At 61.7% G+C, this 24,961-nt stretch carries 27 protein-coding genes; 10 read left to right on the top strand and 17 right to left on the bottom strand.

Annotated features, from left to right (window positions below; all coding sequences use genetic code 11):
• Window positions 1-135: 135 nt before the first annotated feature.
• Window positions 136-1,464 carry an NAD(P)/FAD-dependent oxidoreductase gene (locus QNM96_RS11425; RefSeq protein ID WP_283836466.1) on the bottom strand — a complete coding sequence of 443 codons (1,329 nt, stop codon included), beginning with the start codon at window positions 1,462-1,464 and terminating at the stop codon, window positions 136-138.
• Window positions 1,465-1,624: 160 nt separating this feature from the next.
• On the opposite strand from QNM96_RS11425, the gene hisG reads away from it, so the two are divergent.
• Window positions 1,625-2,479: an ATP phosphoribosyltransferase gene (gene hisG, locus QNM96_RS11420; RefSeq protein WP_283836464.1), complete on the top strand. Its 855-nt coding sequence runs from the start codon at window positions 1,625-1,627 to the stop codon at window positions 2,477-2,479.
• A gap of 22 nt (window positions 2,480-2,501) precedes the next feature.
• Here the strand turns inward: hisG and QNM96_RS11415 are convergent, their stop codons facing one another.
• The 4 genes from QNM96_RS11415 to QNM96_RS11400 form a co-directional block, all read right to left on the bottom strand.
• The gene (locus tag QNM96_RS11415) at window positions 2,502-3,110 is read right to left on the bottom strand and encodes a hypothetical protein (RefSeq protein ID WP_283836463.1); all 609 of its coding nucleotides are present in this window, start codon (window positions 3,108-3,110) and stop codon (window positions 2,502-2,504) included.
• A 3-nt stretch (window positions 3,111-3,113) separates the two neighbouring features.
• Window positions 3,114-3,974: a hypothetical protein gene (locus tag QNM96_RS11410; protein ID WP_283836462.1), complete on the bottom strand. Its 861-nt coding sequence runs from the start codon at window positions 3,972-3,974 to the stop codon at window positions 3,114-3,116.
• 169 nt (window positions 3,975-4,143) lie between these two features.
• The gene (locus QNM96_RS11405) at window positions 4,144-4,506 is read right to left on the bottom strand and encodes a hypothetical protein (RefSeq protein WP_283836461.1); all 363 of its coding nucleotides are present in this window, start codon (window positions 4,504-4,506) and stop codon (window positions 4,144-4,146) included.
• A 396-nt stretch (window positions 4,507-4,902) separates the two neighbouring features.
• The gene (locus QNM96_RS11400) at window positions 4,903-5,463 is read right to left on the bottom strand and encodes a TATA-box-binding protein (protein WP_049953801.1); all 561 of its coding nucleotides are present in this window, start codon (window positions 5,461-5,463) and stop codon (window positions 4,903-4,905) included.
• Between the two features lie 204 nt (window positions 5,464-5,667).
• Between QNM96_RS11400 and QNM96_RS11395 the strand changes: the two genes are divergently transcribed.
• Window positions 5,668-6,780: a methyltransferase domain-containing protein gene (locus tag QNM96_RS11395; protein ID WP_283836460.1), complete on the top strand. Its 1,113-nt coding sequence runs from the start codon at window positions 5,668-5,670 to the stop codon at window positions 6,778-6,780.
• 5 nt (window positions 6,781-6,785) lie between these two features.
• Here the strand turns inward: QNM96_RS11395 and QNM96_RS11390 are convergent, their stop codons facing one another.
• From QNM96_RS11390 to QNM96_RS11370, 5 genes are all read right to left on the bottom strand, one after another.
• On the bottom strand, window positions 6,786-7,112 hold the full coding sequence (locus QNM96_RS11390) for an AbrB/MazE/SpoVT family DNA-binding domain-containing protein (RefSeq protein ID WP_283836459.1): 327 nt from the start codon (window positions 7,110-7,112) through the stop codon (window positions 6,786-6,788).
• A gap of 95 nt (window positions 7,113-7,207) precedes the next feature.
• Window positions 7,208-7,645, bottom strand: a complete 438-nt coding sequence (locus QNM96_RS11385; protein ID WP_283836458.1) for an acyl-CoA thioesterase — start codon at window positions 7,643-7,645, stop codon at window positions 7,208-7,210.
• 88 nt (window positions 7,646-7,733) lie between these two features.
• Complete coding sequence (locus QNM96_RS11380) at window positions 7,734-8,120, bottom strand: hypothetical protein (RefSeq protein ID WP_283836457.1); 387 nt, start codon at window positions 8,118-8,120, stop codon at window positions 7,734-7,736.
• Complete coding sequence (locus tag QNM96_RS11375) at window positions 8,113-9,120, bottom strand: AAA family ATPase (RefSeq protein WP_283836456.1); 1,008 nt, start codon at window positions 9,118-9,120, stop codon at window positions 8,113-8,115. The genes QNM96_RS11380 and QNM96_RS11375 overlap by 8 nt, the downstream gene beginning before the upstream one ends.
• Before the next feature lie 188 nt (window positions 9,121-9,308).
• Complete coding sequence (locus QNM96_RS11370) at window positions 9,309-10,454, bottom strand: CARDB domain-containing protein (RefSeq protein ID WP_283836454.1); 1,146 nt, start codon at window positions 10,452-10,454, stop codon at window positions 9,309-9,311.
• 264 nt (window positions 10,455-10,718) lie between these two features.
• Between QNM96_RS11370 and rnz the strand changes: the two genes are divergently transcribed.
• Both rnz and QNM96_RS11360 read left to right on the top strand, forming a co-directional pair.
• Window positions 10,719-11,645: a ribonuclease Z gene (gene rnz / locus QNM96_RS11365; protein ID WP_283836452.1), complete on the top strand. Its 927-nt coding sequence runs from the start codon at window positions 10,719-10,721 to the stop codon at window positions 11,643-11,645.
• A 158-nt stretch (window positions 11,646-11,803) separates the two neighbouring features.
• Window positions 11,804-13,780 (top strand): DUF460 domain-containing protein, encoded by a 1,977-nt coding sequence (locus tag QNM96_RS11360; RefSeq protein WP_283836451.1) that lies wholly within the window; start codon window positions 11,804-11,806, stop codon window positions 13,778-13,780.
• A 40-nt stretch (window positions 13,781-13,820) separates the two neighbouring features.
• Here QNM96_RS11360 and QNM96_RS11355 read toward each other — a convergent pair whose 3' ends face one another.
• Window positions 13,821-14,075 (bottom strand): hypothetical protein, encoded by a 255-nt coding sequence (locus tag QNM96_RS11355; protein ID WP_283836450.1) that lies wholly within the window; start codon window positions 14,073-14,075, stop codon window positions 13,821-13,823.
• A gap of 102 nt (window positions 14,076-14,177) precedes the next feature.
• Window positions 14,178-14,357: a hypothetical protein gene (locus QNM96_RS11350; RefSeq protein ID WP_283836449.1), complete on the bottom strand. Its 180-nt coding sequence runs from the start codon at window positions 14,355-14,357 to the stop codon at window positions 14,178-14,180.
• Between the two features lie 178 nt (window positions 14,358-14,535).
• On the opposite strand from QNM96_RS11350, the gene QNM96_RS11345 reads away from it, so the two are divergent.
• The 3 genes from QNM96_RS11345 to QNM96_RS11335 all read left to right on the top strand — a co-directional run bounded on the left by QNM96_RS11345 (window position 14,536) and on the right by QNM96_RS11335 (window position 16,549).
• Window positions 14,536-15,249, top strand: coding sequence for a YciC family protein (locus tag QNM96_RS11345; protein ID WP_283836448.1), 714 nt, complete (start codon window positions 14,536-14,538; stop codon window positions 15,247-15,249).
• Between the two features lie 78 nt (window positions 15,250-15,327).
• On the top strand, window positions 15,328-15,615 hold the full coding sequence (gene eif1A, locus QNM96_RS11340; protein ID WP_283836447.1) for a translation initiation factor eIF-1A: 288 nt from the start codon (window positions 15,328-15,330) through the stop codon (window positions 15,613-15,615).
• 646 nt (window positions 15,616-16,261) lie between these two features.
• Window positions 16,262-16,549, top strand: coding sequence for a hypothetical protein (locus QNM96_RS11335; protein WP_283836446.1), 288 nt, complete (start codon window positions 16,262-16,264; stop codon window positions 16,547-16,549).
• Window positions 16,550-16,591: 42 nt separating this feature from the next.
• Here QNM96_RS11335 and QNM96_RS11330 read toward each other — a convergent pair whose 3' ends face one another.
• The 3 genes from QNM96_RS11330 to QNM96_RS11320 all read right to left on the bottom strand — a co-directional run bounded on the left by QNM96_RS11330 (window position 16,592) and on the right by QNM96_RS11320 (window position 19,299).
• The gene (locus QNM96_RS11330) at window positions 16,592-16,666 is read right to left on the bottom strand and encodes a hypothetical protein (RefSeq protein ID WP_283836950.1); all 75 of its coding nucleotides are present in this window, start codon (window positions 16,664-16,666) and stop codon (window positions 16,592-16,594) included.
• A 273-nt stretch (window positions 16,667-16,939) separates the two neighbouring features.
• Window positions 16,940-18,052 carry an alanine--glyoxylate aminotransferase family protein gene (locus QNM96_RS11325; protein ID WP_283836445.1) on the bottom strand — a complete coding sequence of 371 codons (1,113 nt, stop codon included), beginning with the start codon at window positions 18,050-18,052 and terminating at the stop codon, window positions 16,940-16,942.
• A gap of 212 nt (window positions 18,053-18,264) precedes the next feature.
• On the bottom strand, window positions 18,265-19,299 hold the full coding sequence (locus QNM96_RS11320; protein ID WP_283836444.1) for a DMT family transporter: 1,035 nt from the start codon (window positions 19,297-19,299) through the stop codon (window positions 18,265-18,267).
• A 308-nt stretch (window positions 19,300-19,607) separates the two neighbouring features.
• Here QNM96_RS11320 and QNM96_RS11315 point away from each other — a divergent pair, with 308 nt between their 5' ends.
• Window positions 19,608-20,288, top strand: a complete 681-nt coding sequence (locus tag QNM96_RS11315; RefSeq protein WP_283836443.1) for an IS6 family transposase — start codon at window positions 19,608-19,610, stop codon at window positions 20,286-20,288.
• An 80-nt stretch (window positions 20,289-20,368) separates the two neighbouring features.
• On the opposite strand, the gene QNM96_RS11310 is transcribed toward QNM96_RS11315, so the two are convergent.
• Together QNM96_RS11310 and QNM96_RS11305 are read right to left on the bottom strand one after the other, a co-directional pair.
• A complete protein-coding gene (locus tag QNM96_RS11310) occupies window positions 20,369-20,851 on the bottom strand; it encodes a plastocyanin/azurin family copper-binding protein (RefSeq protein WP_283836441.1) in 483 nt (160 codons plus the stop codon).
• A gap of 135 nt (window positions 20,852-20,986) precedes the next feature.
• The gene (locus tag QNM96_RS11305) at window positions 20,987-22,216 is read right to left on the bottom strand and encodes an MFS transporter (RefSeq protein WP_283836440.1); all 1,230 of its coding nucleotides are present in this window, start codon (window positions 22,214-22,216) and stop codon (window positions 20,987-20,989) included.
• A 163-nt stretch (window positions 22,217-22,379) separates the two neighbouring features.
• Between QNM96_RS11305 and QNM96_RS11300 the strand changes: the two genes are divergently transcribed.
• Window positions 22,380-23,744 carry an O-acetylhomoserine aminocarboxypropyltransferase/cysteine synthase gene (locus QNM96_RS11300; RefSeq protein ID WP_283836439.1) on the top strand — a complete coding sequence of 455 codons (1,365 nt, stop codon included), beginning with the start codon at window positions 22,380-22,382 and terminating at the stop codon, window positions 23,742-23,744.
• The gene (gene metX / locus QNM96_RS11295; protein WP_283836438.1) at window positions 23,741-24,946 is read left to right on the top strand and encodes a homoserine O-acetyltransferase; all 1,206 of its coding nucleotides are present in this window, start codon (window positions 23,741-23,743) and stop codon (window positions 24,944-24,946) included. The genes QNM96_RS11300 and metX overlap by 4 nt, the downstream gene beginning before the upstream one ends.
• Window positions 24,947-24,961: the final 15 nt, after the last annotated feature.

Here is a 24,961-nt window from a genome sequence, read left to right as displayed (position 1 = left end):
GAATACATACGTGGTGTAGTTTCAAGCGAATTTCGCTTTTGGAAGTGGTGGTTTGATCCGTCGATATTTTAGAATCCAAAGCACCGGCCCGGTTGATCCGGTGACTCCCATGGAAGGTCATCCTCTGTTGGTTTCTCAAGAGCGATCGTCGATGACAGCTTTGGCCGCCGCTCGACCGCTCTCCATCGCTCCCTGTATCGACGACCAGCGGGTGTACTCGCCGGCGAGGTAGATGCCGTCTCCCGCGTCCCGAACGCGAGGAAGCGTTTCGTGGATACCCGGCGGTTGGGCGAACTGTGCGAACCGAATTCGCTCCGTGTGGATCGGCTCGAGGCGGTCGAAACGGCGGCTTGGGTACCACGTCTCGAGGCTCTGTCCGGTCCGTTCGGCGAGCTCGTCGTCGCTTTCCTCGCGCTCGCCGAGATAGGTTGCACTCACGAGTGTTGCGTCCTCGGGTGCGTACTCCGGCGCGACGGCGCTGTGAGGGACGACGTGGTTCGGTCCCCGTTCTCGAGTGTTCAACATCAGGCGCTGGCCCGTCTCGAGGTCAACACTCGCGGGGAGCCGGTAATATTGTGTGACGCAGGCCCTCGCCTCGATCGGAATCGACTCGAGACCGGTTAGGTTGCGGGCGGCCTTCGGATCGGCGGCGACGACGACGGCGTCGGCTGACCGCTCGCTTTCGCCCTCGAGTTCGACCGCGACGGGAGCGTTCCGGTTGGCCGCGTCACTTCGATTGCCGGATCTGCTACACTGACCGGTCTCGATGCTCGTTGCGTCCGTCTCCGTTTCTATCGTCGCGCCTGCTCGACGCGCGTTCGAGGCGAGCTGTGCAGTTACGTCTCCCATGCCTCCCGCGGGTACGGCGATATCGCCCGCCGCGAGCGCCGCGAACGTGTACTCGAAGACGCGTTTCGAGGTCGAGAGCGATCGGTCGAGCGTGATACCGCCGTAGAACGGGCCGGCGAAGTTCTCGAGGAATCGTTCGGAGAAGCCGCGGCCGCGGAGGTATTCCGCGATCGTCTCGTCTTCGCCGCCCGCGAACACGGTCTCGAAATCTATCGAGGTCTGCGCCAGCGCGGCACGGAGCCGGAGCACCCGAAGTTTATCGCGGAGCGTCACCTCCGAATTCCGAATCGCTGCGGGTAACGCCGCTGGATCTCGAATTGGATCTGCGAGCGTCGATCGGCCGCCGGGCCCCGCAAGTACGGCTCCGGGCGCGAACCGTCTGAGTTCGAGCGCCTCGATGTCGAGTTCGCGTTGGACGGCCGGGTAGCCGGTGAACAGCACCTGGAACCCCCGATCGAGTCGGAACCCGTCTTTCGTGGCGGTTCGAACGCGGCCACCGACGGTCTCCCGGCGCTCGACGCAGGTCACGTCCGCTCCGGCGGCCGCGAGGTGTCGCGAGGCGACGAGTCCGGCGAGTCCGGCACCGACGACGATGACGCGAGGCGGATTCGTCATGCCGGCTTCGACGAGATGCCCGCACAAAGGTTCACAGCCTACGTGAAAAAGAGCCCCCGAGAGTCATAGCCATGCTGATAAGTTCTCTCGCCCGCCGCGTTCGCCGCGCCCATCGCCCGAAAGGAAAGACAATTCCCGCGGGGCCGCTAATACCCGTCAAATGCGTATCGCTGTTCCCAACAAGGGCCGCCTGCACGAGCCGACGATCGATCTCTTAGAGCGGGCGGGGCTCCACATCGAAAACGGTGCCGACCGCAAGCTCTACGCCGAGACGGTCGACCCGGAGGTCACGATTCTGTTCGCCCGCGCCGCCGATATCCCCGAGTACGTTTCCGACGGTGCGGCCGACCTGGGCATCACGGGCCTCGATCAGGTTCGCGAAGCACAGACGGATCGCGTCGAGGAATTGCTCGACCTCGAGTTCGGCCGCTGTCGACTCGTCCTCGCCTCGCCCGAAGACGGCGACATCGACACGGTCTCGGATCTGGCCGGCAAGACCGTCGCCACCGAGTTTCCGAACGTCACCCGAAACTTCTTCGACGACGCCGGGATCGAACCCGATATCGTCGAGGTAAGCGGCGCAACGGAACTCACTCCCCACGTCGAGATGGCCGACGCCATCGTCGACATCACGAGCACCGGGACGACACTAAAGATGAATCACCTCGGCGTGGTCGAGGAGGTTCTCTCGAGTTCGGTCTCCCTCTTCGCTCGAGACGACGTAGCCGAGGACCCGAAAGTTCAGGAGATCAAAACCGCGCTCTCGTCCGTTCTCTCCGCGGATGGCAAACGATATCTGATGATGAACGTGCCCCGAGACCAGCTCGAGGACGTTCGCGAGGTTATTCCTGGTCTCGGCGGCCCCACCGTCATGGATGTCGCTAACGGCGAAGGCGAGAAGCTCGCGGTTCATGCGGTCGTCGACGAACGAGATGTCTTCGAGACGATCACGGACGTGAAGAATGCCGGCGCGAGCGGTATTCTGGTGACGGAAATCGAGCGACTTGTCGAGTAACGGGTTCCCGACTGTCAGATCGCTATCCTGCGGTCGCTTCTTCGCCGACGAGCGCCCCGTTACCGCCCGTAGTGATCGACGTGTCGCCGTCGGGTTCGTCGTCTCCGCTCCCTTCGTCGCTGTCGCTATCACCGTCGTCGGATCGCCGCGACCGAACGGTGAACTCGTCGACGACATCCTTCTCGAGCAGTAGGCAAACGTCCCCGGCACGCGGCGGGACGAACTCGAGGTCGTACACGCGTCGTGTCCCCTCCGGGAGCGTTCCGGAGAGAGGTTCGTCTCCGCCGAGGAGGCCGTCTTCGTGCTCGAGTCGAAGCCGATAGTCGTAGCGTCCGACTCCCGTCCCCTCGTTCGTAGCGGCGAACTCGACCGCGATGGGCTCGCCGACTCGCGGCCGACTCGATCGATCGACGCCGATCTCGGTTGCGATCGTGGCTGATCTCGAGCCGTCCGCGTTCCCCGCCGAATCGGGTGATTCTGCACCCTCACCCGGTGTGCTGTCGGAGACGCCGTCCATCCCGTTGCCGTCTGAGGGCGATAGCCCATCCCCGTCCAGGAAGCTCCAGCAGCCGGCCAGAAGGACAGCGATGCCACAGACGCTGCCGGCGACGATCTGACGGCGTGTTTTCATTCCTCACGTCTCCTCTTCGACGCTATTGATACCGACAAACTCGTCGTCTTCTCTGTCGGCGTCGGTTCGTGATTGCGAACCGACGTCCCCGCTTGGGAGTAGCGGAGACATCACTTCTTTTTCCTCGCCAGCCTCGAGCGCGTGTGTCGTATCATCGGAGATGTCCCACTCAGCAGTCGCCACGACAGGGTAGGAATTCGTATTCGTGAGTTTGACGGTGAAGCGATTAATTCCTGTCCAGGCTTCGACGCCGTCCATCGTTTCGATCGGGCCGTACTCCGTTCCCTCTTCTTCGTCGCCGTCGATCTCGCCTTCCCCGCCAACGCTCACGTCGGCACCGAGGTTCGTAATGCCGAGGTTCGAATCGCCGGTGACCGACTCCTCGACCTCGTTTCCGCCGACATCGGTGACGATCGTGGTGAGCATGAACTCGACGTCGAAGTGTTCCGTGGCGTCTTCCTCGTAGGCGTTATCCCCGTCGACTTCGAACGTCTCCTGACCGAAGATATCCACGAGATCGACGGCGTCGATTGAACTGCTCGACGTTTCTCCCTCGTACTCGTCGGGTTCGCCGAATTCGACAGTTGCCGAACCGAGCGGTTCGAAGCCGTTTCCGCCGACGGCGGCCTCGAGTTCCCACTCGACCGCTTCGACCGGGTGTTCGAACCCTTCCCATTCGGAAAAAACCCTGATTTCCGCGATTTCAAGGCGTTCCATGCGCCCGCTGTTCGTATCGAAGTGTTCGTTCTCGACGCTGAACAGTCCGGTATCGACTTCCGCGGCCGCAGAACTCGTCAGCACCAGACCGCCAATTGTTACTGCGCCGATCCCCCCTGCACCGATCATGAACGTCCGTCGATTCATTGCAAACTTCAAGAAAGTCAGGAATATATTAGTTATACACTAGCTGATTTATCTTCGAATATTGTAATTAGCGTTTACACGTTGTATACGCTCTCTACTCCGGGCCGACGTGTCGAGAAAATCGATGTAACGGCCCGAAAACTCCTGAGAAATGGAGAGCCAAAAAGCGTCAGGGGGACTGTTTGCCGGCTGTTGTGCTCCCGACGTACGGTTCGAGTGCTAGCAGGTGCGCCGCTGGTGAGACGCGACCGGCTCCGCGTTCGTACTCGACGATGCCGTACTCCTCGAGTTTCGGCAGGTGGGTCTGGGAAAGCGAGTCGTGCACTCGCTGACACCGCTCGAGGAAGGTCGTCTCGAAGGTCGGATCGTTTTCCGATTCCGAGAGCGCTCGGACGAGCTGCTTGACGGTGACGGAGTCGTCGGCCGCGAGCACGTACCGGATAATCGCGCGTCGGCGCCGACTGCTCAGGACACTTCGGAGGGCTTCCAGTGTGAGTTCCTCGAGTCCTGTCTCCGCGCTGGAGGGCGACACTCGATTCGTCGTGTCTGTCGGGTGCGGAATCTTCATCGGCAACTGATGCTCCTGTTCTGGGACCTGTTAAACGGGGCCGGTCGTTCGTCGGATTACGGTGATTCGCGGTCGATTCACACTCTTTCGAACCGTTCGCCGCCGAATGAACGATTCCAGTTCGCCGAAAGCGACGATATATGAGTATAACCGATCTGGCGATGCATTAATTGGATATTAGTCGCCGAGAAACTCACTGAAACAGTCTTTTAAGCTGGACACTCCGTATTTCGTTCCAATCGTGTTCGTCCGTGGGGGGCTCGCTGTTGAGTCGACGCCGTCGCCGAGAAATGATTAAATAACAAAACGGAACTGCAGCCGAACGGGTATCGTCCGCTCGAAACGAAAGGAAAAGTTGAATTACTCGAGCAGGCCGAGGTCCTCGAGACGGGAGACAATTTTGTCGACGGCGTGTTCGGCGTCGACCGGCTGTTTCCCGCCGGTAATAACGAGTTTCCCGGAGCCAAACAGGAGTGCGACGACGTCCGGATCGTCGAGTCGGTAGACGAGTCCCGGGAACTGTTCGGGTTCGTACTCGATGTTCTCGAGACCAAGTCCGATTGCGATCGCATTCAGGTTCAGGTTCCGGCCGAGGTCGGCCGAGGTGACGATGTTCTGGACGACGATCTCCGGATCTTCGTTGACCTGAATCTGGAGTTCACGGAGTTTGTCGAAGACGATACGGAGACTCTCGTGAACGTCGTCGGTGCTTTTCGCGCCGGTACAGACGATCTTGCCCGAACGGAAGATCAACGCGGCGGATTTTGGATTCTGGGTACGGTAGACGAGACCGGGGAACTGCTCGGGGTCGTAGTCGGCCCCCTCGAGGTCCATCGCGACACTCTGGAGGTCGAGTTCTTGCCCGATGCCGGTCGACGCCACCACGTTTTCGATGTTGATGGTGTCCTTCGGATCCGTCATAAGTCGCTTAAAAAGACGTATTTAAGGTTTATAAAGATTGGTACCGACACCTGTTCTCTCCGGTTTGTGGGACAGCTGTCAGTTCGATTTATATCGGGGTGACCGTCGCCTCGGCGACTGCAGCCGCGTAATCGCCATTCGCCGTTCGCTAAACGAGTCGTCGAAAGCGGTAGGCTCATGCCCGGCCCGCGGCGACGAACGTGCGTGTACTTCCTCGAGTTGGGCGGAGAGGACGATCGGTTCGCGAGGCGGGAAGCGGCGAGTGCGGCGGCCGACGTCCGAACCGTCGCCCCTGGAATCGCTATCGTGCGCAGTATCGTCCCGGAGCGGGTCCGCGGACTCGCCTACACCCATCGCGCCAGCGAACTGCTCGGTCGAACCGACGCAACCCTCGAGAGCGCTCGGGCGCTCCTCGAGACAGCGTCGATCGATCGCGACGGGTCGGTCGCCGTGCGAGCCACGGATATTCACGGCTCGAGTGGCGTCTCCGCGCCAGCGGTCGAGCGAACGCTTGGACAGGTGCTCGTCGACCGCGGCTTTTCGGTGGACCTCGACGACCCGGACCACGTTCTCCGCGCGGCGTTTTCGGTCGGCGAGATCGATGACGTGGACGATCTCGAGCCGATACTGGCCTCGGATTCGCGAGCGGATTCGACGAGTGTCCCCGCCAACGATGTCGGCGCGACCGCGCGGGGCGAACAGGTCTCGATCTGTGCACTCGGCTGGCTTACCGCCGAAAGCGTCCGGGACTTCGGCTCGCGCGCGCCCACCGACAAACCCTTTTTTCAGCCCGGAAGCATGGACCCGCTTCTCGCTCGAGCCGTCGCGAACATCGCCGGCGCTCACGAGGGTCGTCGGATTCTCGACCCGATGTGCGGAACCGGCGGCGTCCTCGTCGAAGCGGGGCTCGTCGGCGCGGACGTCGTGGGAACCGACGCCCAGGAGAAGATGGTCCGGGGGGCACGCCAAAATCTCGAGCACTTTCTGGACGACTCCGCCGAGTCGCCGACCGGCGCGACTCGAGGCTCGTGGCACGTCGGCCGCGGCGACGCGACCAGACTGCCGCTCGCCGAGGACTCGATCGACGGCGTCGTCTTCGACGCCCCCTACGGCCGCCAGTCGAAGATCGAAACCCACCGGCTCGAGGACCTCGTCTCGGGGGCGCTCTCGGAGGCTCGCCGAGTCGCCTCGAGAGCCGTCGTTGTCGCCGACCGCTCGTGGGCGAGCGAGGCGCGGGCGGCCGGGTGGGAACTCGAGTCGGCCTTCGAACGGCGGGTGCACCGCTCGCTGACGCGGTACGTGCTGGTTCTCGAGTGATACTTTCAGCAGGTAAAAAGCGGGGGAAGTTCGTCTCGGTCTGCTCGACTAGTTCCCCGGATCGCCAGTACGTTGCTCGTCTCGAGCTCGCAACTCACGAAGAACCGGCGTCGCCGGTCGGTCGTCATCCCCGGTCCGTTCGAGTCCCCGGAACTCGCGCATCGAGCCGACCGGTCAACGACGAGTTCTCCGTCCTCGTTTTCGGCGAACGCTACTCGCCCCGGCACAGAGATCCCGTGTTTTTCCCGGAGGCGATCAGGAATCGTCACCTGTCCGTTCTCAGTGACGGAGACGATTTCCTCCCCACCCGTGGAGTTGTTGTTCGAGGTCACAGTGGCACTTCTGAACAGACGGATTAATTTTGTCCCTGACGAGGCGCTTACCGTTCCTGTCGTCGAGGGCTCGAGTATCGGTATTCGGAGAGCACTTACTCGGTCGCAGACATCGCCCGCTCGCGAAGTCGCTCACCTTCGCCACTCTCGACGGTAAGCTCCGGCACCGAAATCGGCGTTCCGTTCTCGTCGATCGCGACGAACGTGAACGTCGACTCGGTCGTGAGCTCCGTTTCGCCCGACCGCGGCTCTTCGCGCCACGCCCGCAACGCGACGTTGACGCTCGTCTTCCCGGCGTCGTAGACGTAGGCCTCGATGAGCGCCGTCTCACCGAGGGGGACCGGCCGGACGAAATCGAGTTCGTCGACTCGAGCGGTGACGCAGGACTCGCCGGCGAACCGGATGGCGGCCATACCGCCGACCTCGTCGAGCCACTTCATCAGGTTCCCGCCGTGGAGGGTGCCGTTATTGTTCGCGTGATTCGGTTGGACGGGAAATCGGTTTTCGATATAGGTCTCGAGCAGTGCAGGCATACCAAAGGGTTCTCGAGAGAGGTAGATAACGGTGTGGCTCCCGCAGGGTGTCGTTCCGCGTACCGTTCCTGGCGCCGACTACGACTCGCTACTCGAGTCGCTGGCGTGTCGCTACGACGACCGCGAGCGCGCTACAGGTCAGCAAGACCGTGTACGCGGGCCGCTGGATCGCTTCGGGCTCGAGATCGACCATCGGTGCGGTCGTGAGCACCACCAGTGCGCCGCCGACCAGGACGAAGACGCCGTACCAGAGCGGATCGACGATCGCGGGACCGACGGCTCGAAGCAGGAGTTCCGAGAGAAAGACAGCCAGCGCGAGCCCCAGAACGAGCGAAAGCGCGGAGTCGAGCGGGTTTCCGACAACCCCGCTCGTCTCGAGGGTGACGCTCACGAGCGGAAAGAGCGGGAATATCGTCCAAAGACGGGTTCTGAAGGGAATGCCGGTAAATCCCGGTTCGGCCCCTCGCTCAGTCATTCCGCCCTAACTCCGCGAGCACGTGTGAGACGTGGATCCGATCGCTCGAGCCCTCCTGCATCTCGAACTCGGTATCTGCCACGAGCCGGTGCATCCGAGCGAGCTCGTCGCCGTGATACCGCTTCCGTGCAATCGCGAGTATCTCCTCGAGCACCTCTCCGCCGTCGAGGCCCTCGTCCACGAGCAGGTCGTCGAGAGTTTTTCTGGCGTCTGTAAACTCCCCCGCCTCCGCGTCGTCGACCATCGACTCGATTTCCTCGGCCAGGCCGACCTCGCCGATGGTCTCGTAGGCTCCGGTCATAGTGAGCTCGCCCTCGTCCTCGACGGTCGTCTGGGCGGCCAGGATCGCTTTTCGAAGGTTTCCGTTCGCGTAGCCGGCGACGAACTCGAGGCCGTCCTCGTCGTACTCGACGCCCTCGCTCTCGACGATTCGCTCGAGGACGGCGACGGTTTCCTCGCTCGAGGGCGCCCGAAACGAGACGGGAAAACACCGCGAGCGGATCGGCGGGATGAGTTTCGTCGGCTGGCGCGTGGCGATAACGAACTGCGTCGTTCGGTGGTGTTTCTCCATGATGCGTCGCAGGGCCTGCTGGAAGTCCTCGCGAATCGCTTCGGCGTTGTCGAGCAAGATTGTCTTGTACTCGCCCGAAACGGGGGCGTAGCTTGCGGATTCTTTAAGGACATGGTTGATCATGTCCCGCTTGGACATCGACGATCGCCCGACGAGAAAACTCTTGAACCGGGGATCGTTCTTGATCTCTGTCTTCGTTCGACCGAAGAAATCGGCGACGTTGATCTCGATCAGGTCGTTGTCCACGTCGTCGCCGTAGACGTCGCGAGCCAGCGCGCGCGCGGCCGCCGTCTTGCCGCTTCCAGGCGGTCCCTGGAGGATCAGGTTGATCGGCTCCTCGGACGCCCGCTCGAGGTACCTGCGGGCGTCGTCCTGTGGTAACTCCTCGAGAGTCGGGGCGTACGTCTCGGTCCACAGCGGCGCATCCATCGCCAGTCGGTACGAACGGGATGGGTAAGAATCGGTCGATTACTCTCGAGTGGCCGTCCTCTCGTTGCTGTCGCCCGCGTGTCCGTCCCGTTGCCGTGGCCTGCGTTCGCGTCGCGTCCCATTGCCGAGACCCGCGTTGACACCGCCGCTCAGTCGTCGTCCGTCTCGCCGTCTATTGTCATCGCCGTTCAATCGTTGTCCGTCTCGCCGTCCAGTTCCTCGAGCGTGAACTCGGCCTCGACGGCCTCCCCGTCTTCGGTCTCGATCTGCGTTGCGCCGGCGACATCGTTCGGATCGCCTTCGTAGAGGACCAACAGTAGTTCGTCGTCTTCACTGATCGAGTCCTCGAGGTCGATGGTGACGTTCTCGTACTCGCCGGGCGAGAGGTCCTCGCTCGTTCCGAGTGTCTGGGTGTCGTCGCTCGCACCGTTCGGACTCGGACCGTTTGCGTCGTCGGTATCTGCGTGTTCGACAGCAACGAATCCGTCCGCGGGTGTTGTCACGTCCGCCGCGATGCTCGTTTCGTTTCCATCGACCGGTTCGACAGCTGGTGTGCCGTCGAACTCGAGATCGATCGTATCCACTGCCCCGTCATCGGTCGTATAGACGCCGATCGTCTGCTCGCCGGGTTCGGCCCCGGTCGTCTCGATATCGAATTCTATTTCTCGGCTCTCGTCGGGTTCGAGTTCGAGTACCTGTCGCTCGAGGACGGCACCGTCTATCCGGAGGTCGACGTGTTGTTGATCGACCTCGTCGGTCGGATTTCTGATCTCCGCGGTCACGGTGATCGTTTCGTTGGTCGTGGCGGACGACGGGGCATCGATAGATTCGACGCTAAACGAGTCGCTGACGCCACCATTGTCTCGGTCAGCTATCGTCACCGTCGCGGTGTCACTGACAGGATAGCCGTCCTCGATGTACGGTTGGTCCTCCTCGCCGTCGGTTTCGTCGTAGGCGTACGTTTCGTCGCCGGTGCTGTCGAGGTGTGCAGTCGCGGTCAACTGTCCGACCATCTCGAGGCCGTCGTCGGCGGTTTGGTTGATGGTGACGTTTTCGTGTGTCCCCGCCTCGAGGTATTCCGAGACACCGACGCTGTTTCCGGTGCTGTCAGTCACGACGACGAAGCCGCCGTCCGAGACCGAGACCGACGTCACGGAGACGCTGGTTCCGTCGCTTTGTTGATCCTCGAATTCGATCGACGCCTCGGGGTCTTCGTCGACACCGAAGATAGCCGGAGCTTGTCCGATGACGGCACCCGCCGCGAGGACGACGACGAGGGCGAGCAAGATAGCAACGATTCGTTTGAGTGTACTGAATTCGGGTCTCGATCTCATGTCCCAAGTGGATACGAACCCTTTGTGGGCCGGAGATGTAAAACGTCGAGTTTGTTTGGTCAGTCACCGTCCCCTTCTTCATACGACCACTCAACTAGGGACCTATTATATTCGCTCGATTGAATATTTGTCAACATGTGCCAAGCTCACTTGAGTTCTCTGTGATTGGTTTCACTTAGCTGGGCTTCGATCACCGACGGTTGTTGCGATGGCACCGGTTTCGATCCGAAGCCGGTTTAGTCGCCGCGTTCCGAACCGTAGGTAATGCCATTGTGCGTGACGTTTCTCGGAACGAGTGGGGCGATTCCAACCGCACAGCGAAATCCCACCAGCATTTTCGTCGCGCGCGAAGGTGACGAGCTATTGTTCGATGCCGGTGAGGGAACCCAGCGCCAGATGATGCGGTTTCGGACGGGGTTTTCGATCTCTCAGCTCTTCATCACGCATCTTCACGGCGATCACGTCCTGGGAATCCCCGGATTGCTCCAGACGATGGCCTTTAACGACCGAACGGAACCGCTCGCGATTCACGCGCCGCGTGGAACTCGATCGCAAGTAAAGTCGCTCGTCAACGCCCTCGGAAACCAGCCTTCGTTTCCGGTCCGAATCAACGAAGTCGGGGGCGACGACGTCGCCTACCGCGCCGAGGAGTACGAGGTTCGCGTCTTCGAGACGGACCACGATACCCGCTCGGTCGGCTACGCGCTCGTCGAGGACGACCGGAAGGGACGCTTCGACCGCGAGCGGGCCGAAGAACTCGGCGTTCCGGTCGGCCCGAAGTTCTCGAGCCTTCACGAGGGCGAGGCCGTCGAACTCGAGGACGGCACCGTCGTCGAACCCGATCAGGTCGTCGGCGAGCCCCGCCCCGGCCGCTCGCTCGTCTACACCGGCGACACCCGCCCGACGACGGCGACGCTCGAGGTTGCCGAGGAACCGGACCTGCTGATCCACGACGCGACCTTCGCCGACGACCGAACCGAGCGCGCGACGGACACGGCCCACTCGACGGCTCGGCAGGCGGCCGAAATCGCTCGCCGAGCCGAGGCCGATCGACTGGCGTTGATGCACATCTCCTCGCGCTACGCCGGCGACGTCGAGGACCACCTCGCGCAGGCTCGAGACGTGTTCGACGGCGAGGTGCTGTTGCCCGAGGATGGGGATCGTATCGAAGTCCCGTACACGGATAACTGAACGTCAGAACGGGTGTTCTCTCGTACTGTCGGCTGTACGTCGTTCACAATTCTCGCCGCCCGGCGTGCGAGAATCTTCACACAATTGAATCGTATTTCTCCTCCTCGAGGTACCGAACCCGCGTCGGATTTATACCTTGCTCGCCCCTATAATCCTCCGTGAGCACGCGAACGAGTGCGTTGAACGCAGTCGTGTTCGGCGTCGACATTCAAAGCGGGGACGTCCGCGGTGACTCGCCTTCCTACGCGCTGGTCCAGTACAACGGTGAGGACCTCACTCGAGACGTCGTCACCCACCGCAAGCTCAGGCGATTGATCGACGACCACGAGCCGGCGATCATCGCGACGGACAACATGTACGAGCTGGCTTCGGACAAAGACCAGCTGATCCACTTTCTGGCCTCATTGCCCGCCGAAACGATGCTCGTGCAGGTGACCGGTGCGGAACAGCCCGAACCGCTTTCGCGCGTCGCCAAGCGCCACGGGATTCCCTACGGCAAGGATCCGATGAAGGAAGCCGAAGCCGCCGCCAAGCTCGCCGCCCACAACGTCGGTCACGAGGTATCGGCCTTCACCGACGAGACGACAGTGAAGGTCTCGAGGGGCCGATCGACCGGCAAGGGCGGCTGGAGCGAGGATCGCTACACTCGCCGGATTCACGGCTCCGTCAAGCGCCGCGCCCGAGAGGTCGAGTCCGAACTTGAGGAGGCGAACCTCGAGTACGACACCGACATTCGGGAGTCCTACGGCGGCTACGCGAACGCCGTCTTTACGGTACAGGCCCGTCCCGAGGACATTCCGGTCTCGAACGAGCGATCGGGGGACGTCCGCGTCGAGATCGAACGCGAACGCCGCGACGGCATCGAGTTCCGTCCGCTGGCGAAGCGACGCGACTACGTCGTCGTCGGGATCGATCCGGGAACCACTACCGCGGTCGCCATCGCCAGCCTCGAGGGCGAAATCCTCGATGTCTGGAGTTCGCGCACGAGCGACACCGCGGACGTGATCGAGTGGATCGTCGAGCGTGGGCGGCCGGTGATCGTCGCCGCGGACGTGACGCCGATACCCGAGACCGTCGAGAAGTTCCGCCGAAGCTTCGACGCCGCCGGGTGGACGCCCAACAGCGACCCGCCGATCGACGAGAAACAACACCGAACGCGCGAGCACTCCTACGATAACGACCATCAGCGCGACGCGATGGCTGCGGCGCTGTACGCGGTCGACGATCACAAAGACCAGTTCGAACGCATCGCCGACAAACTCCCGCCGGGAATTGACCGGGGTGAGGTGACCGCGCGAGTCGTCGCCGGCGAAGAGAGCGTCGAAGCCGTTCTGCGCGAGCTTACCGACGAGGACGAGACAGAAGAAGAGACGACCGAGCACGAACCGCGCGAGCTGACCACCGAAGAAAAGCGAATCAAGTCCCTCGAGCGGCAGGTCGAACGCCTCCAATCACACGTCGGGACGCTCGAGGATCGCATCGAGACCAAAGACGACCGAATCGAGGATCTCGAGGCTCAAATCACCGTTGCACGGACAGAAGAGCAGCGCAAGGTTCGAAAGGATCGGGAAGTCACCCGCCTCGAGCGAAAGGCAGAGCGCCTCGAGGACGAACGTGACGAGGCCCGCGAGACGGTCGACGAACTCGAGGACAAAGTCGAGCGGATGAAAGCCCTCTGGAAGCTCGACCACTCGAACTTCAGCGACGTTTCGGCCAAGAAAGAAGGATTGGTGCCGGTGAAGGTGATCGAACAGTTCACCAAGGGCGCGATCCGCGAGGCCGACGACCAGTACGGACTCGCGGCCGGAGACGTCGTCTACGTCCGCGACGCGAGCGGAGCCGGTAAATCGACCGCGGAACTGCTCGCGTCGTTCGAGCCGCGGGTCATCCTCAAAGATGGTGGACTCTCGGAGGCCGCCGATCGGATCCTCTTCGACGCGGACCTCCCCGTCGGCCCCGCGGGCGACGTCGCCATGCAGGAGGTCGACGAACTCGCCGTGGCTCGTGAGGAAGACATTGAAGCCGTCATCGACGACTGGCACGAACGCGCTCGAGACCGCCGGCGCGACCAGAAGGCGTCGATGGTCGACCAGCTCATCAGCGAGCATCGTGCCGGGGACAACGAAGCCGACTGACGGAGCAGCCCATCGATTTGATTGTCGGTCCGCCGACGGCTCACTCCGGCGTCTCGAGCGGCGAGAGAACTGCCGGGACGTCCTCCGGTTCGACTTCCTCGGTCAGGTCCTCGAGTTCGTCGACGGGGCCGTTGACGAACATCGCGTGGACCACGAAGCCGATGGCGACGACGGCAAAGACGGTGACAGAGAGCTCGAACGCGATTGGCGTCGCGTACCCGACGACGAAGCCGGCGGCGAGGCTCGCGGCGATACAGGCCAGCACCAGATCATAATACTGTAGCGTGTATCCCATACTCGTCTCTAGGCGGAGTGACGTCGTAAACCTATTTGAACGCGTTCCGTCCCCGGATACTCCTCGAACCAGACCTATTTCGAGCGTGGTCCCGTTGCTGCCTCACATCATGCCGAAGGCACCGAGCATCCCCGAAACGAGCGCCTTGACCGTGAGCGCCAGTCCGAGGAGCACGAGCGCCATGCCGCCAGCGACGAGTAAGCTTTCGATGGCGATGAGAACGATTCCGACGAGAACAATAGCGAGTCCTGCAATCCCCAGCGGGCCGAGCTTATCGAGCATACGCTTGAGTCGATAGCCGACGAAAATAAACGGCGTGGTTTGGCCTTTCAACGCGTCGGATGGTGAACGGAGATGAACGAGGATAATACATTTCCTCCGTCGTAATGACAACTGTAATGGTGGTTCGCCCTCAGATCTCCGATACCGACAGCATTCGTGTTAGGTTGTTTTACAGTCCATGCCTTCCGACAATAATTTACAGTATCTCGATTACGTCTTCGATATTCCGGGATCGACCAAGCGTTCGATAGCTTCGACGCCGGAACTACTCGTCCTGTTGCTCGGCGTTTCGTTCGTCCTCGTCGAATTTTACGAACTCGTCGATCAGTACAGTTGGCAGTTCGTCGCCCTGGCGTCACAACTCGCCCCGACGCTCTTCGAACAACAATACGTCTTTTCGCCGCGAACGCCGCTCGTTTTCGCGTTCGTCGTCGCGCTCGCACTCGCAATCGGTTGGCTGTTCGCGTTCGTCTGTGCAACCGGCGTGTGTCGAATCGCGGCGTCCACCAATAGTCGGTTACTCTCGCGCCTTACGGCTCTCCGTCGCGGCTTCGCCACGAGCCGTCGGACGTTCGTCCTTCTTTTCACGATACTGGTACTGACGGGAATTGGTATCCTGTTGCTCGTCGTTCCCGGCGTTATCGCCGCGATTCGATTGTTCGTCGCACTGCCCGTCCTCGTCCTCGAGGATCGATCCGTTCGAAGCTCGATTCGGAAGAGCTGGCGGGTAACTAGCGGTCAGGAGGTCAGAATCGGGCTCGTCGTGGCGTGTCTGGTCGGACTCACGATCGGTCTCGCGTGGATCCCCGTACTCGGTCCCGTGCTGGCGTTTGTCGGCGGTGGGTTCGTAACCAGTACCGCGACCGTGGCTGTCTACGACGCACTCGAGTGATCCACTCGTTTTTCGAGCGGTCACCACGCACGCTCGCTAACTAACAGTTTTAAAACCCTCGCCCTCCAACCACGGCGTATGAGCGAGGACGAGGGCAGCCGTAAAAACCTCCGAATGCCGGACGACGACGAGGTTTTTGCGACTGTCACGAACATGCTCGGGGCGAACCGAGTCACAGTACGATGTGCTGACGGGACAGAGCGCACAGCACGCATTCCAGGTAAAATGCAAAAACGCATCTGGATTCGTGAGGACGACGTCGTCCTCGTCGAACCGTGGGACTGGCAGGACGAGAAAGCCGACATCACCTGGCGCTACGAGAAGTCTGACGCCGACCAGCTCAGAAGAGAAGGGCATATTCAGTAACCAACCTTTTGCGCTGCGGTCTACCGCGTTCTGGCCAGTCATGACTGGCCAGAACGCGATGTCCCTCGGCAAAACGTTGATGAAAAGCACTCCTCCTTCTGTTCCGAACGCATAGCGTTCTCCACATCAGTCGTCGGCCCGAGCGCGAAGCGCTCACGGGCGTTGCCCGTTCGCTATTGCGGTTCTCGCCCTGTGGGCTCGAACCGCGCTTCGCTCGGTGAACGGCGTCGTTCGGGTTCTTCGAACCGCTCACTCGCCGAGAGTTTGCTGGTGGACCATTTCACGAGCCGAAATATCGTTTCATGTGTCGATCAGCGAGGGCAACTCTGTCTGGTTCGCTGTCTCTCGAGTTACCTTCTTCCATCCGCTATCAGTAAGTATATTGTCCTTCAGAACTTCTGTCATGATGGAAGCCGCGCGCTCCAAAACGTGGACGCGTGGGCATTCGTTTGAAATGCCCCGGGTGCTAGAACACCCGAAGCGTGTGGCTTCCAAGCGAGCACTTGGTTGCCATGTTTCAGTTGCTCCTACCGAGACAAAAAGCTCTCGAACGACAGTTCAGTATCACTTTCGATCAATTCGCGGAGTCGAACGGACCCCCATCCCCCGCAAATTACGCCTGGAGGACGCTCTGGAGGCGATTCGGATGACCTCGAGAATCGACGCAACGGACTCGAGTGTTGAAGGAACGAACTCGAGTGCTGGTTCCGAAGATGGGACGAGCGTCGACCGCTCCCCGCCAGCAGTTTGCTATCGGTGTGGCGAATCGGTTCCGGCCGGTCGCGTCCTCGCCGTTTCGACCAGCCCCGGCCCGGACCTCGCGGAGCGCTACGCCGCAGTCACTCGAGCGTGTTGTCCCGATTGTGCGGCCGCGATCGGCGTGTTGGCGCTTTCGAACGGGCCTCGAGCGGGTTCGTCACCGGATTCGGACTAACTCACCACCGTCGTCGACCGCTTCGGTTTTCGCGCTCTCGAATCATCTCACGTATTCGTCGGCTTCCTCGTTCGTGAGGATACCTGCCAGTTCGGTCAGAGAACGCTCGCCAGCGATACGCTCGACGGTATCTGAAAATGACTCGTCGATTCGTTTCTGGCTCTCGAGCGGGTGTGGGTGGCTAATCGGCGTGATCGCGATTTACGTTTGAGAGGCCGAAAACACAACCGTAGTCGGTTGTTTTCGGAGAATACAACCCTATACCGTTGTCTTTGAAACTGACGGATAACAAATACCGTTTTCAATGTCACCAAACAGCCCTGTCGATGCCGAGAAGTCCGTGATGCGTGGCGGTTCCACGACTGCTTCCGGCCACTCTTCGAGATGTCTCTACAAATCCGCGACGTCTTCGATCGCGTCGGTTAGCTCCTTGATGCTCTCGAGATCGTGCTCGCCCATGTGGCCGATGCGGAACGTCTTCTCGCCGAGTGCGGAGCCGTAGCCGTTCGAGAAGACCATGTCGTACTCCTCGCTCACGGCGTCGATGGTTTCGGCGACGTCGATCCCCTGGGTGTTCTCGATACAGCTCACCGTCCGGGATTCATAGCCCTCCTCGGGGAACATATCGAAGTGCTCGCGAGCCCACTCGCGGGTGTACTCGGCCATCTCCCGGTGGCGCTGGTCGCGCCCGTCGTGGCCTTCCTCAAGCATATGTTTCATCTGCTGTCGGTAGGCGAGCATGATCGGGATGGCGGGCGTAGAGTGGGTCTGGCCCTTCCGGTCGTAGTAGTCGATCGTGCGCTGGAAGCCGCCGTACCACGAGGCCGAATCGGACTCGAGTTCGGCCTCGTAGGCGTCTTCGCTGACGACACAGACTGCCAGGCCGGGCGGCATGGCGAAGGCCTTCTGGGTGGACGTGAAAATCACGTCAATGTTGTGCTCGTCGATGTCGACGTAGTCGCCGCCCAGCGCGGAGACGGCGTCGACGACGAAATAGGTGTCCGGATACTCGGCGATGACGTCGCCGATCTCTTCGATCGGATTGCGGACGCCGGTCGAGGACTCGTTCATGACGGTCGCGACCACGTCGTAGTGCTTGTCGCTCTCTTCGAGCGTCTCGCGGATGTCTTCGGGTTTGATCGCCTGACCCCACTCGTACTCGAGTCGGTCGACGGTTTTACCGAGCCGTTCGGCGACGTTGGCGTGGCGTTCGCTGAAGCTCCCACAGGTCGGGACGAGGATGTTCTCATCGACGAGGTTGAGCGTCGAGGCTTCCCAGAATTCGGTGCCCGAGCCCGTGAGGATGATGACGTCGTTGTCGGTGCCGAGGAACTCCTTCGTGTCCTCGACGATGGTCGTGTAGAGATCCGTCATTCGGTCCATGCGGTGGCCGAACATCGGCTCGCACATGGCCTCGATAACGTCCTCTCGAACTTCGGTCGGGCCCGGAATATACAGCGTCTTGTCGGGGTAGTCGTCTTGATACTCGCTTTTTTTGGTCACGAAAACCACCTGATAGGAGCTACTGGGTCGCGCGTCGGTATGGTACTTTTGATGGCGCACCGAATTCGGAGCGCCCGTCTCGATTTTACTCGCCCTCGAGTGAACGGGGAATGACGACCTCGATTGTCGATATCACCTCGCATCGACTCGCGTGTGATTCGAGAGTTCGATCGTCGCTTGGAGACGAATTCAGTCGACATCCAAAAGAGCGTTCAGTCGGCACCCGGAGACGAACGAGACTTCGGTGCCGAACGCCCCTCGTTGTTGCGATTCGTAGAGCGGACGTACGGATTCCGCCGGACCACAAACCCGTTCGTCGGCACCGACGGACGCGTGTATCCGTCCTCGACTATCGGCCGAACGAGCTTCCAGAGGCTGTCGATCTTACAGAGCGTAAAGCCGAGGACGATCAGGCCGAAGCCCGCGATCGTCGCGACCGTGATCGACTCGCCAAGCAGAAGCCAGCCGAAGACGGCGGCGATCACGGGGGAGGTGTAGTTGACCAGGCTGAGCTCCGTCGCGCCGACCCGCTCGAGCAGGACGAAGTACGCGAGGAAGCCGCCAGCCGTCGAGACGACCCCGAGGTACGCGAGTGCGGCGACGATTTCGGTCGTGAACGCCGACGTGACGAAGCGTTCTCCGGGGTGGAGTCCGCTCAGGCCGTGCAACGTGAGGGCACCGACCCCCATCGCCCACGTCTGGAGCGAGACGACGGGAAGCGTCCCCCGCGTTCGCTCGAGGACGACGGAACCGATGGCGATCGAGATCGCGGATCCGAACAACAGTCCCACGCCGAGGGCCTGGCCGCCGATCGAACCGCCCGAGAGGGCGATGACGACGACGCCGACGAGGCCCAGCATCAGGCCGACGGCGGCGGGCGGGCGAATCCGTTCGCTCGGGAGCAATGCGAGCGCGATCGGCGGCGTGACGATCGGCGTCAGGCTCAGCACGATCGCGGCGACGGCGCTCGAGACGTACAGCTGTCCGACGAACAGCAGTCCGTAGTGAGCGCCCACGAGGAGCACGCCGCCGACGGTGATCGCGATTACGTCGGCGCGCGTTCGCGGTCGCCACTCGAGGCCTAACACGGCGACGACGGCGACGAACAGGAGGGTGGCGACATCGAGCCGAAAGGCGGCAAAGAGGATCGGCGGAAGCGACGTGAGTCCGATTTCGATCGCACTGAACGCGGTTCCCCAAGCGAGTGCAAGCGCGGCGAAGAGGAGAATATCTCTCTGTGAATTCATTTTATTATGGGAGGTGACTCGAGCACTTGTATGTTGTTATGTCGGACATAGAGCTCCTCTACCTCCCAAATTCTTCGATAAATGTTATCGTGGAACGTGGGTGTGGTTGCGTATGGTACTAATTCCTATGACATACTCTGAACCGGTCGACTGTCAGCGAAACGGGATGCTCGAAAAGGGACTCGTCGTGTCGATAGGTACGGGTATTTGTCGAGGTGTCGACTTGTCGGCTCGATTTAGGACCCAATTTGACGGCACTGTCTAGATGAGAGTTTGAGGAATGAGCAGGTGGTGGCGAGAAGTGTCCAATGCAACTCGCCAACCTGCTCAGAGAGACCTTAGACGTGGATTGTGATGAGGTTTGGGAGAACGAGCGCACCCCGACACCCGTCAGGGTGTTCGGGGTGCGCCTGCATTCGATGGGATTGTCAGTTCGGGAGGTTGTCGCAGTCCTCGAATTACTCGGTATTGACCGTTCTCACGGCGCAATCTGGAACTGGACGCACAGATTATCAGAGGCCCAGAGCGACCCGCCGACGGCTGCGCCGTCGCGGGTCGCGGTCGATGAGAAACAGATCGAGGTAGACGGCGAGAAAAAGTGGTTGTACGCCGCGATCGACACAGAATCGAAGCTACTGCTCGAAATCGACGTCTACAGCCGCCGCGGGACTGACCCCGCGGCGGCGTTCTTGCACCGACTCACCGAGAAACACGAAATCGACGAGACAGAGTTTCTTGTCGATGCTGGCGGCTATCTGACTGCCCTCGCTCGTCACGAATTGAACGGTCAGCTCAACTACAGCGACCGAAACCACGTCGAAAAGTGGTTTCAGACCGTCTCAATGCGGATTGACCGCTTTCACTCCTTCTGGCGGGGCAGTCCGGCCAGCGCAAAACGCTGGCTCAGACGCTTCAGACACCACTACAACCACGATCGACCGAATCAAGCACTCAATGGCCGAACGCCAGCCGAGGAGGTGCTGAACTAGACAGTGCCAATTTGACGCATCGATCGACGGTCGAATGACTACCGACTCTGGTTTCCGAAAAAACGGACAGTACCGAACGGTTATTCGACGTTGATTTCGCCGTTCATCGTACTCGAGTGTGGTTCGCAGACGTACTCTGCCATGTCGTCGCTTGCTTCGACACCCTCGAGCGTCTCGGTCTCTCCCTCGCTCGAGCTGAAGTCAGTCTGGTACTCGTCGTCTACAAGCTCCCCGTCGTCGTCCCAGATTTCGAGGTTGTGCTCGTCGCCGTCTGCGTTCTCCCACGTAAAGTCGTACTCTTCGCCCTCTTCGAGGTTGAGTGTCGGGTTATCTTCGCCCTCGATTTCTTCGGGTGCGACGCCTTCCCAACCGCCAGTATAACCGAGGAGTTCGATTTCCGTTCCGGGTTCGATGGTCTCTCCACCGTCGTCGCCACCGTCATCGTCATCGTCGCCACCGTTCCCGTCGTCATCGTCACTGCATCCTGCGACCAGCGCGGTTGCCGCAGCAGCGCCTGTGACCTTCAGTGCGGTTCGCCGTGAGACCGTTCGCTTTCGTGCCATCGTGACTTTCTTGGTACTACGTACATAAAAAGTGATTCCCTCTGTCGTTACGCAGTCATGTGTGTGCATACCACATTACTGCCGACAACTTTCCGCAAATCAAACGGAAGACGAGTTCACGCGCCGGTGTAGATTTTATGCCTCGCCCTCACGAACATGTTTGTGTCCGGATAATGATAGTCTAAGGAAGATCGGAACGGCGACGAGCGCGATGGCGATTTCGAGGCCGCCGACGACGAGAAATGCCAGATCGTAGCCGTACGTGTCGGCGACGGTGCCGCCGATGAGGAACCCGCCCAGAAAGCCGAGGCTCCCTGCGAGGTTGAATCCGCTCATCGCGACGCCGCGTTCGTCGTCGGCGGCGATGTCGGTTACGAGCGCCATCGTCGCCGGAGAGACGAGCGCGCCGAGAATACCGACCGTAACCATCGCAAGCGCTGCGAGTGTCACCGTCGGTGCGACGTTAACGCCCAGAATCCCGACGCCATAACAGAGCGAGCCGACGACGATCGGAACCGTTCGGCCGATTCGATCCGAGAGGGCTCCCATCGGGTACTGCAAGAGCGCGAAGGGAGCGAAAAAGCACGCCAGCAAGAGCCCAGTCTGTGCGGGATCCAGTCCGAACGTGTCCTGAAAGTAAAGCGTCCCGACGAGGGCGAAAAACCCGGCCGTGAGTCGATCGATAAACCCGAACGCGTAGGGAATCGAGAGCGTCGGTCGCCGGCGAACGCCCTCGAGAAGGTCTCGAGCCGTCCGTTTACCGCTCGGTGCTCTATCGGATACGACAGTGACGAGCCCGCCGACACAGACGAGCAAGACCCCGGCGGCGACCAGCGGGGCGAGCGGGTGAACCGTCGTGAGTTGGCCCCCCATCGGAGCGCCGAGGGCCGCGCCGAGTCCGATCGCGATCCCCGCGGCACCCATATTCCTGCCGTGGCCCCCCTCGAGATCCATCAGCATCGTCATCGTCAGCGAGAACGCGCCGATGGTCATCGCGCCTTGAAGCACCCGCAGGAGGAGTACGCCTTCGAAGGGAACGGAGCCGAGCAGGGGCGCTACCGCGAGCGCGAGATAGCCGACGGCACCGGCGAGTGCGCCGATGACGATGAAGGGCGTTCGTCGGCCTGTCATGTCGCTTGCGGCTCCCCAGACGCCGACGAAGGCGACGTACGCCGCGAACTCCGCGACGAGGAACCACATGCTCGCGTCGAGCGCCGTCGTTGCGAACGGTGAGGACTCGCTACCTGGGTCGGCACCGAGGGCTTCGACGAGGGTCGCGACCCCCGGATAGAGCAGGAGCTGCGAGAACAACACCGCGAACACGACGGTTGCGAGGACGATCCGATCGCGACGACTCGAGGACACACTCGAGCGTAGCAACTACTCCCCTAAGAAATCGTCCGTCTCGGTACTGCGTGTCGTTCGCACTCACTAGTATGGCCTCATGTGCGAGATATCATCTCTCAAGGTCTGCGGTTTTTGCCGTTACTGAGACGCATAAGTCCGTGGGGAAGTATGCATGCAAAACATGAGCGACGACAGGAGCGACGGGACCGACGAACCCGAACGGTGTCGATTCGGAACGCGAAGCGTCCACGCCGGACAGTCTCCCGACCCCGAGACGGGCGCGATGGCCCCACCACTCTACCAGACGACCTCCTACGTTTTCGACGATGCCGACAGCGCTGCGGATCTTTACGCCCTCGAGAGCGAGGGGCACATCTACTCGCGGATTTCGAACCCCACCGTCGAGACCCTCGAACGGCGGATGGCATCGCTCGAGGGCGCACCCGGTGCGGTGGCGACTGCGAGCGGGATGGCCGCCCTCGACTCGGCGGTCCTCGTCCTCGCCGAGGCGGGCGACAACGTCGTCCTCTCGACGGACACCTACGGCGGGACGACCGCCTACTTCGCGAAAACTGCCTCCAGGCGGGATATCGAGACTCGACTTGTTCCCACGCTCGAGTACGACGCCTACGAGGAAGCAATTGATGAGGACACCGCCTTCGTCCACGTCGAAACGATCGGCAATCCCTCCCTTGTGACGCCCGATTTCGACCGTCTCTCGACCATCGCCCACGATCACGGCGTGCCGCTCGTCGTCGATAACACGTTCGCGACGCCGCATCTTTGCCGTCCGCTCGAACACGGCGCGGACGTCGTCTGGGAGTCGACCACCAAGTGGCTCCACGGCTCGGGGACGACCGTCGGCGGCATCCTCGTCGACGGCGGCGACTTCCCGTGGGGCGAACACGGTTACGACGAGATTTCCGGACAGAATCACGCCTACCACGACGTCGACTTTTCGCGGGACTTTCCCGACGCGCCGCTGGCCGCGACGGTTCGATTCCGTTCGACGCGCAGTCTCGGGAACCAGCAGTCGCCGTTCGACGCCTGGCAGACCCTGCAGGGACTCGAGTCCCTGCCCCTGCGGATGGACAAACACTGCGAGAACGCGACTATCGTCGCGGAGTACCTGGCCGATCACGACGATGTGGCGTGGGTCACGCATCCGGGCCTGAAGACCCACCCGACCCACGACAACGCCTCCGAGTATCTCTCCGATTTCGGCGGGATGATCGCCTTCGGACTGGAAGGGGGCTTCCAGGCCGGCAAACGCTTCTGCGAGGAAGTCGAGGTCGCCCAGTTCCTCGCGAACATCGGCGACGCGAAGACGCTCGTGATCCACCCCGCGAGTACGACTCACGGACAGCTTTCCCCGGAAGAACAGAAAGATGCCGGCGTCACGCCGGACCTGGTCCGACTTTCGGTCGGCATCGAGGACCCTGCGGATATCCTCGCGGATATCGACTCGGCGATCGAGACGGCGTCGGCGGCCAGTTCGGACTCGAGCACCGAGAATCGAGGAGAACCCGCGGAGGAGCGGCCATGACGACTAAAGAGACTGTCGACCTTGGCGAGTTCACCTTCGAGAGTGGCGAGTCGATCCCCTCGCTTGAGGTCGCCTACGAGACCTACGGCGAGTTCACGGGCGATAACGCAGTCTTAATCTGTCACGCGCTGACCGGCAGCGCCCACGTCGCCCGCCGCCCCGATTCGGGCGATCAGACCGCGGGACAGGCTCGAGCCTGGTGGGGCGACGTCGTCGGCCCCGGAAAGGCCATCGACACCACCGAGTACTACGTCGTCTGTGCGAACGCGCCGGGGTCGTGTTACGGGACGACCGGCCCCTCGAGTACGAACCCTGAGACGGGCGAGCCCTACGGCACCGACTTTCCGCCCGTCACGGTCGGCGACTGGACGCGCTCCCAGCGGAAACTGCTCGACGAACTCGGCGTCGGCCGCCTCCACGCAGTCATCGGGGGCAGCGTCGGCGGCATGAACGTCCTCGACTGGCTTCGACGGTACCCCGACGACATCGAGTACGCCGCATCGGTCGCGGCCGCGGCCCGACTTGACGCGCAGTGTCTCGCCCTCGATACCGTCGCCCGGCGAGCGATCACGACCGACCCGAACTGGAACGAGGGCCACTACTACGGCGGCCCCGAGCCCACCGACGGCCTCGCTCGAGCCCGCCAGATCGGCCACATCATGTACCTCTCGAAGGCCTCGATGGCCCGCAAGTTCGGTCGCCGATCGGCGGGTCGCGAGGCGACTCGAGAGAAGCCGACGGATCCGGCCGGCGCGTTCTTTCCGTACCGAGAAGTCGAGTCCTACCTCGATTACCAGGCGGAGAAGTTCACGGACCGGTACGACGCCAACAGCTACCTCTACCTGACTCGCGCGATGGACGACTTCGACCTCGCGGCGGGCTATGAATCCGACGCGGACGCGCTCGCGGCGTTCGAGGGCGAACTGCTCATCCTTTCGTTTACCGGAGACTGGCACTTCACCGTCGAACAGGCCGAGGTCCTCGCCGAAGCCTGTCGCGACGCGGGCGTCGACGCCTCCCACCACGTCGTCGAATCCGACCACGGCCACGACGCCTTCCTCGTCGAACCCGAGAAGGTTGGCCCGCCGCTGTCGGCGCTTCTCTCCACGGGCCTCGAGGGGCGTGCGATCACGGACACGGCCGAAGACGAGGAGGAACCGGAGGCGTTCGCGCCGGTACACACGAGTCTGTTTTCGAAGTAACTGGTCCGATTCGGC

The organism is Halostagnicola sp. A-GB9-2 (genome assembly GCF_030068615.1).
Classification (GTDB): Archaea; Halobacteriota; Halobacteria; order Halobacteriales; family Natrialbaceae; genus Halostagnicola.
Note: the sequence above shows the minus strand (reverse complement) of the source record. Positions and strands in the feature narration are given on the sequence as shown.